The 6,000-nt window shown below is 33.3% G+C and carries 4 protein-coding genes; 2 read left to right on the top strand and 2 right to left on the bottom strand.

The window, feature by feature from the left end:
- Positions 1–41 precede the first annotated feature (41 nt).
- Positions 42–2,027 (bottom strand): putative porin, encoded by a 1,986-nt coding sequence (locus ACFFGL_RS12055; RefSeq protein ID WP_309730658.1) that lies wholly within the window; start codon positions 2,025–2,027, stop codon positions 42–44.
- Positions 2,028–2,124: 97 nt separating this feature from the next.
- Between ACFFGL_RS12055 and ACFFGL_RS12050 the strand changes: the two genes are divergently transcribed.
- Positions 2,125–2,724 carry a ribonuclease HII gene (locus tag ACFFGL_RS12050; RefSeq protein WP_309730659.1) on the top strand — a complete coding sequence of 200 codons (600 nt, stop codon included), beginning with the start codon at positions 2,125–2,127 and terminating at the stop codon, positions 2,722–2,724.
- A 71-nt stretch (positions 2,725–2,795) separates the two neighbouring features.
- Complete coding sequence (locus ACFFGL_RS12045) at positions 2,796–5,270, top strand: ribonuclease HII (protein ID WP_309730661.1); 2,475 nt, start codon at positions 2,796–2,798, stop codon at positions 5,268–5,270.
- A gap of 27 nt (positions 5,271–5,297) precedes the next feature.
- On the opposite strand, the gene lipB is transcribed toward ACFFGL_RS12045, so the two are convergent.
- A complete protein-coding gene (gene lipB, locus ACFFGL_RS12040) occupies positions 5,298–5,996 on the bottom strand; it encodes a lipoyl(octanoyl) transferase LipB (protein WP_309730662.1) in 699 nt (232 codons plus the stop codon).
- Positions 5,997–6,000: the final 4 nt, after the last annotated feature.

The raw sequence follows: 6,000 nt of genomic DNA, 5'->3' as shown, positions 1-6,000 counted from the left end.
GAAACAACCTTCTGGAAAACAAACTCCTAAACCCTTATTTTTTATAAAAAGAAATTCCAGACCAAACCAAAACGGATCGCAAAATCACGGTAAGGATGCAAAGGAGCTACGTAATTGGTATTCTGATCCAATAAGGATTGCGCATTCTCCAACTTGAAAAAAATACGGGTCTGACGGATTTTGGCGTTCACTATAAAATCTAAAATTGGAAAATTCCCGATCTCTTGTTCATCTTGTACAAAAAATTCAGCTAAAACAGGATCGTATGCATTTGCATTATAAGATGTGAAATATTTAAAGATAAAACCAGTTTGCAAATAAAGGTTTCTATCAAAAAAATGATTATCGTAATATAATGCTTGACGAGTAACCAAATCTGGCACCCTAAATACATCTTCACCATTTAGCACTCGTTGATACATAATTGTATTATCTAACGAAAAATGCCCCACAGTGAATTTTCTTTTCAGTTTAAATTTAGAGTAACTTACACTTCCATTATGTTGATAAGGTGTAACCAGCGAATCAAGAGCACTATTTTCAGGTAAATTAGTTCGAGTTCCGAAGTATGTATAATTATTTATTTGAGTAAAATCGGCTTGAAATTCAGCTATTTTTTTGGCGTTTAAGTTGATGTGAATATTTTGTGACTGAATATTATCGAAATTATTCCGCCAATTATAATTTACATAATCACTTTGAAAAAGCAAAAAATTAAAATCTGGTGTTCTAGAATTTATAGTTAAACCGGCATCTAACTTATAATTTTCATTTAAATTGTAACCTGCGTTTGCTTTTAAATAATTCCCAGATATTTCATCACTGAGATTAATCATCGCATCAGCGTTGAAATATACTTTTCCTATTTTTTTTTCATAAGCGCCACCTACCGAAAGAAAATTTCCTGTTAAACGATTTGGAATAACTCCGCTTTCAAGAATAAGTTTTGATCGGTATCCATAATTATAATCGGTAAATCGTGTTTTAAAAGTAAGATCGCCCAGTAAATTATTTTTATATCTTCCGTAGAAAGTATTGCTTACATTTTGATATTCTACTTCATCTCTAAGCGAAGTATTTTCATAAGTTGCGCCATAACCTGCAAACGCTGTTTCTTGACTAAAGCGAAATTCTTTATCGGTGAAGTTTAAAATATGCCCGACTCTTAATTGATTGTTTCCGGTGGAATCATTTCCTTTTGCGATTTTGTAATGATGCTTCAGAAAAAATCGCTTGGTATATAACATGGTTTCAGCATCTTCATAATTCACTTCTAATACTGAACGATCACCAAATTGATCATCGCCCGATTTATATTGTTGATTTGCCAGCGGAGTTAATCCACCGTTTTCTTCAGTATTTAAATCTTGCGAAACAAAATGTGTTTTTAAATCGTAGCGATTATTTTTTGTTTGGTAATTAACCGTAAAACGGAAACTACCTTGACTTGTCATTATATGCTGATATTTCCCCAATGAACGCAAACCACGATAAGCAATCGAAAAGTTTAAACGCGGTGTCATATTAGTAGTAAAAAAAGCATCTACATTTTGCCCTTGCTCGAAAGTGGTTTTAAAAAATAATTCGGTTAATGGCGTAGGAACGTGATAGTAATAAATATCGCCTACTTCATAATATGCAAAATGTTTTCCGCGCGCTCCAATATCGGGTAATAAAGAAACTTCGTTAAATGAATAGCCAAGTTGCGTATACGGTTGACCAACATTTGAAAATGGTATTAATTCAAAATTGTCTTTCCGCAGGTAATTATATTTGTAATCTTTATAAATACTTAATGTAGTATCGACATGCGTGGTATCATTTTCAACAGAAATAATTTTATAATCTTCAATAGGTGGTTTTTCTCGATTATCGACTACCGTTTTATTATCTCCTCTTCTATTATTGAGCGATTGATTTCTGGCATCTAATTGCCTAGAACTATTTCGATCTTGAAGTCCACGATTTTGCGCGAGTAAACTCAGCGGTAAAATTAATAGTAAAAATACAAATAGATACTTCCTCATTTCATCGTTTAATGCCACAAAAGTATAATTTTTTACTGAATGTAATTTTCATACGCAATCTATTCTAAGCATTGTTACAAAATAGTACCTTTACAGCATGTTACAACTCCAATTTGCAACCAATTTAATTGAATGCGGAACCGACGAAGCCGGAAGAGGATGCTTAGCCGGACCGGTAACTGCGGCGGCAGTAATTCTGAAAGACGATTTTTCGAATGAAATTTTAAACGACTCCAAACAATTGTCTTTAAAAAACAGAGATTTATTACGGGAAATTATTCAGCGAGAAGCGGTAAGTTTTGGTGTTGCACATATAATGATGGAAAAAATTGATGAAATAAACATTTTAAATGCTTCCATTTTAGCGATGCACAAAGCGATAGAAAAACTTCAGCATAAACCGGAACATATTGCGGTTGATGGAAATAAATTTAAACCTTTTGGTGAAGTTCCCCATAAATGCATTATTAAAGGTGACGGAAAATATTTGAATATCGCGGCGGCTTCCATTTTGGCAAAAACCCATCGCGATGAATTTATGGCAAAAATTCACAAAGAATTTCCGGCTTATAATTGGAAAAAAAATAAAGGTTACCCAACCAAAGAACATCGCGCGGCTATTAAAGAATTTGGCCCCACAAAATACCATCGGAAAAGTTTTAAGCTTCTACCCGATCAGCTTTTATTAGATCTTTAATTTCGGTTACTTTTTTTAATTTTGTTTAACATAAAGTAGAATTCAATACACGTATATTTGAGTAAGCAGCTATGAAAAAAATTATATTCTTATTACCCTTTCTACTTCTCTTGTTTTCTTGTGAAAGTGAAACGCAAGAAAAATCTGAACTGTTGAGTTTTGTTCCGCCAAAAACCGCAGCGATTATAAAAACAGATAATCTCGAAAAATTAAAAAAACAGTTTCATAAGAATAAACTTTTTGCCGAAAACAAAGATATTTCGCCTATTCAATTTTTTGCTGAAAATTTAGCGCTGCTCGATTATATTCAGCTAAAAGAGGAAAGTTTAATTTGTTACACCAAAAATGGAAGAAACGATTTCGGATTTACTTTAATTACTGAAGGAAAACCGAATATGGTAAATACCGATTCTATCGCAAATAAAAAAGTAGAATCGTTTACCTACGATGGTCAAGAAGTAAAAAAATACACTTTAGAAAATAAAATTGGCTATGCAACAACGTTGAATTCAATTTTCATTCTCAGCGATTCAAAATTGGTTTTAGAAAACATTATCCGGGTTTTTAATAATAAGTTACCGCAAAACGAACAACTCACCGAAATTTATAGCGTTGCCGGAAAAAATTCGTCTGCAGTTTTTATAAATCATCCACAATTACGAGAAATTTACGGCGAACTCACGCCAAATCGATCGGCTAGCTATTTAGCTAATTTTTCAGATTGGACCGCAGTGGACCTTGACATTCGAGAAAACGGCATTCATCTAAATGGGGTTTCAAAAGCGAATCCCCAAGAAAACAGAATTCTGAATATTTTTAAAGGAAACAAACCTCAACAAAACGACATCGCAAATATTACACCGGTAAATGCTTCAGGAATGTATTCGTTTACCTATAAAGATTATGAAAAACTACGCGAGAATATTTCCACTTATCGCGAAAAAGAATTACCTCCTGTTGAAAACGAACCACTTTTAAATTCAGCTAAAGAAATAGGCGCCATTTACGCTAATAACAGAACTGCGATTGTTTTAAATTCTATTGAAAATAGTCTCACGCAAGACGCGCTTTTGGCGAATCAAAAAATTGCAGAAGAATTTCGAGGTGTTTCGGTTTTTGAATTCGATGCGCCAAACTTCTTTTTCGATTCCTTTTTCCCGCTTATCAAACAAAAGAAATTAAATTATTACACGCAACTTGATCACTTTTTTGTCTTTGCTGAAGAAATGCAAGTTTTAGAAAATATAATTGCGAATTATCAAAACCGAAGCGTGCTCGGAAATCAAGCTTATTATGAAGCTACACGAGAAAAACTGAGTGATGAATCTTCCCTTTTATTTATTGGCATCAACAAAAACATTAAAACGATTTTAGCTGAAAGCGTTGAAGGAAAATACCAGAAAGAATTCGAAGAAATTAAGTTAGCAGAAAATCAATTAAGCGCATTACAATTTGTGTACGACAATAATTTTGCACACGTAAACGCGATAATTGAAAAAGCGGAAGCGGAAGAAAAAAGTGGCGGAAGTTCACAATTACTAAGCATAAAAGTGGAAGAAAAATTAGCCACACGCCCACAATTTGTGACCAATTGGCGAACAAAAAATGAAAATATTGTTGTGCAAGGCGTTTCTAATACTTTATATATTTTTAATCCTGAAGGAAAATTACGCTGGAAAAAACAATTAGACGGAAGAATTTTAGGCGATATTCAACAAATCGATATTTTTAATAACGGTAGATTGCAACTGGTTTTCAATACCCAAAATAGTTTCTACCTTTATGATATCGATGGCGATACGGTAAAACCATTTCCAAAGGAATTTTCTGAAACTATTACGCAACCGCTCGCCGTTTTCGATTACGATAATAATAGCAAATACCGTTTTATTGTTACCCGCGGAAATAAACTTACCATGTTTAATAAAGATGGAAAAGAAGTAAAAGGCTTTACCTTTAATAAAACAAAAAGCGAAGTTTCGCAAAGCCCAAAACACATTAGAATCGGTAGAAAAGATTATATTTTAATTCCTGAAGAAAACGGACAACTTCATATTTTAGACCGCGTTGGCAAAACTCGGGTAAACGTTGAAAAGCAAATCGATTTTACTGATAATGAATGGTATTTGTACGATAATCAATTCACTTCAACTACCAAAGAAGGAAAATTGATTCAAATTTCTGAAAGCGGGAAACAATCGACAAAAAATGCAGATCTTTCTGAAACGCATGCGATAGATGCCACAGCAAAAACTTTGGTTACTTTTTCTGAAAATATACTTCGTATAAAAGGAAAAAAAGTAGAATTAGATTTTGGTTTATATACCAATCCTAAACTATTTTATATCGATAATAAAATTTACGTGAGCATAACCGATACTCAAGCAAGCAAAGTTTATCTTTTTGATAGCAACGCGAATTTGCTTTCCGGTTTTCCGGTTTACGGAAATTCTACAATTAGTTTAGCAAATCTAGATAACCGCGGAGGTTTAGAATTTTGTGTTCAAGGTGAAGAGGATAGCGTTCTGATTTATTCACTGGAATAGATTTAAAGTTTAATTTCGGAAAATAATTTAAGTAGTTTCCACCTCAAATAATTCAACAAAATGTTTGAGTAATTTTTCTTTTACCTCGGTAATGGGAATTTCTTTTTTTCCTAATTCAACATTTAAGGAAGTTACCGCTTTATCTTTTATTCCGCAGGGAACAATATTGTCGAAATAGCCTAAATCGGCATTTATATTTAAGGCAAAACCGTGCATCGTTACCCAGCGACTCGCCCGAACGCCCATTGCACAAATTTTTCTGGCGAATGGCGTACCAACATCTAACCAAACGCCGGTTTCACCTTTGCTTCTTTCGGCTTTTAAACCATATTCCGCCAAAGTTAAAATCACCATTTCTTCTAGCAAGCGCAAGTATTTATGAATATCGGTAAAGAAATTTTCTAAATCTAGAATTGGATATCCAACAATTTGCCCCGGACCGTGATACGTAATATCGCCGCCACGATTAATTTTATAAAACGTTGCTCCTTTTTTTTCTAGTTCGGCTTCATTTAAGAGAAGATTTTTAAAATCGCCACTTTTTCCTAAAGTATAAACGTGCGGATGTTCTACAAAAAGTAGATGATTTTGTGTAGGTAATTCAAGTTCTTCTCTCCTATTTTTAATTTTCGTTTGTAAAATAGCCTGAAAAAGTTCCTCTTGAAAGTCCCAAGTTTCTTTATAATCTTTAACGCCTAATTCTTGTACTTTTATTTTTTTATTCATCACC

The organism is Mesonia maritima (assembly GCF_042433895.1).
In the GTDB taxonomy this organism is placed as follows: domain Bacteria; phylum Bacteroidota; class Bacteroidia; order Flavobacteriales; family Flavobacteriaceae; genus Mesonia; species Mesonia maritima.
This window is presented reverse-complemented; position numbering and strand designations above follow the sequence as displayed.